We start from the raw sequence: 247 nt of genomic DNA on the forward strand, positions 1-247 counted from the left end.
GGTGATCCATCTGCTCGCGCTTGCCGGCCGCATCGGCGTGCCGCTGAGCCTGGACGATTGGGATCGCCTGGGCTCGCGCCTGCCGTGTCTGGTCAATCTCAAACCCTCCGGCGAATACCTGATGGAGGATTTCTATTATGCCGGCGGTCTTCCGGCGGTGCTGCGCGAGATTGCCGAACACCTCGCGTTGAATGCGCTCACCGCCAATGGCCGGACGCTCGGCGAAAACATCGCCGACGCGCCCTGC

1 protein-coding gene is annotated in these 247 nt (G+C 64.8%); it reads left to right on the top strand.

Going from position 1 to position 247, the window contains the following annotated elements:
- The coding region (locus AB1471_RS17700) for a dihydroxy-acid dehydratase domain-containing protein (protein WP_367781030.1) at positions 1-247 on the top strand (247 nt) is incomplete at both ends.

The sequence above is a fragment of the Jeotgalibacillus marinus genome (assembly GCF_040801915.1).
In the GTDB taxonomy this organism is placed as follows: domain Bacteria; phylum Bacillota; class Bacilli; order Bacillales; family Jeotgalibacillaceae; genus Jeotgalibacillus; species Jeotgalibacillus marinus.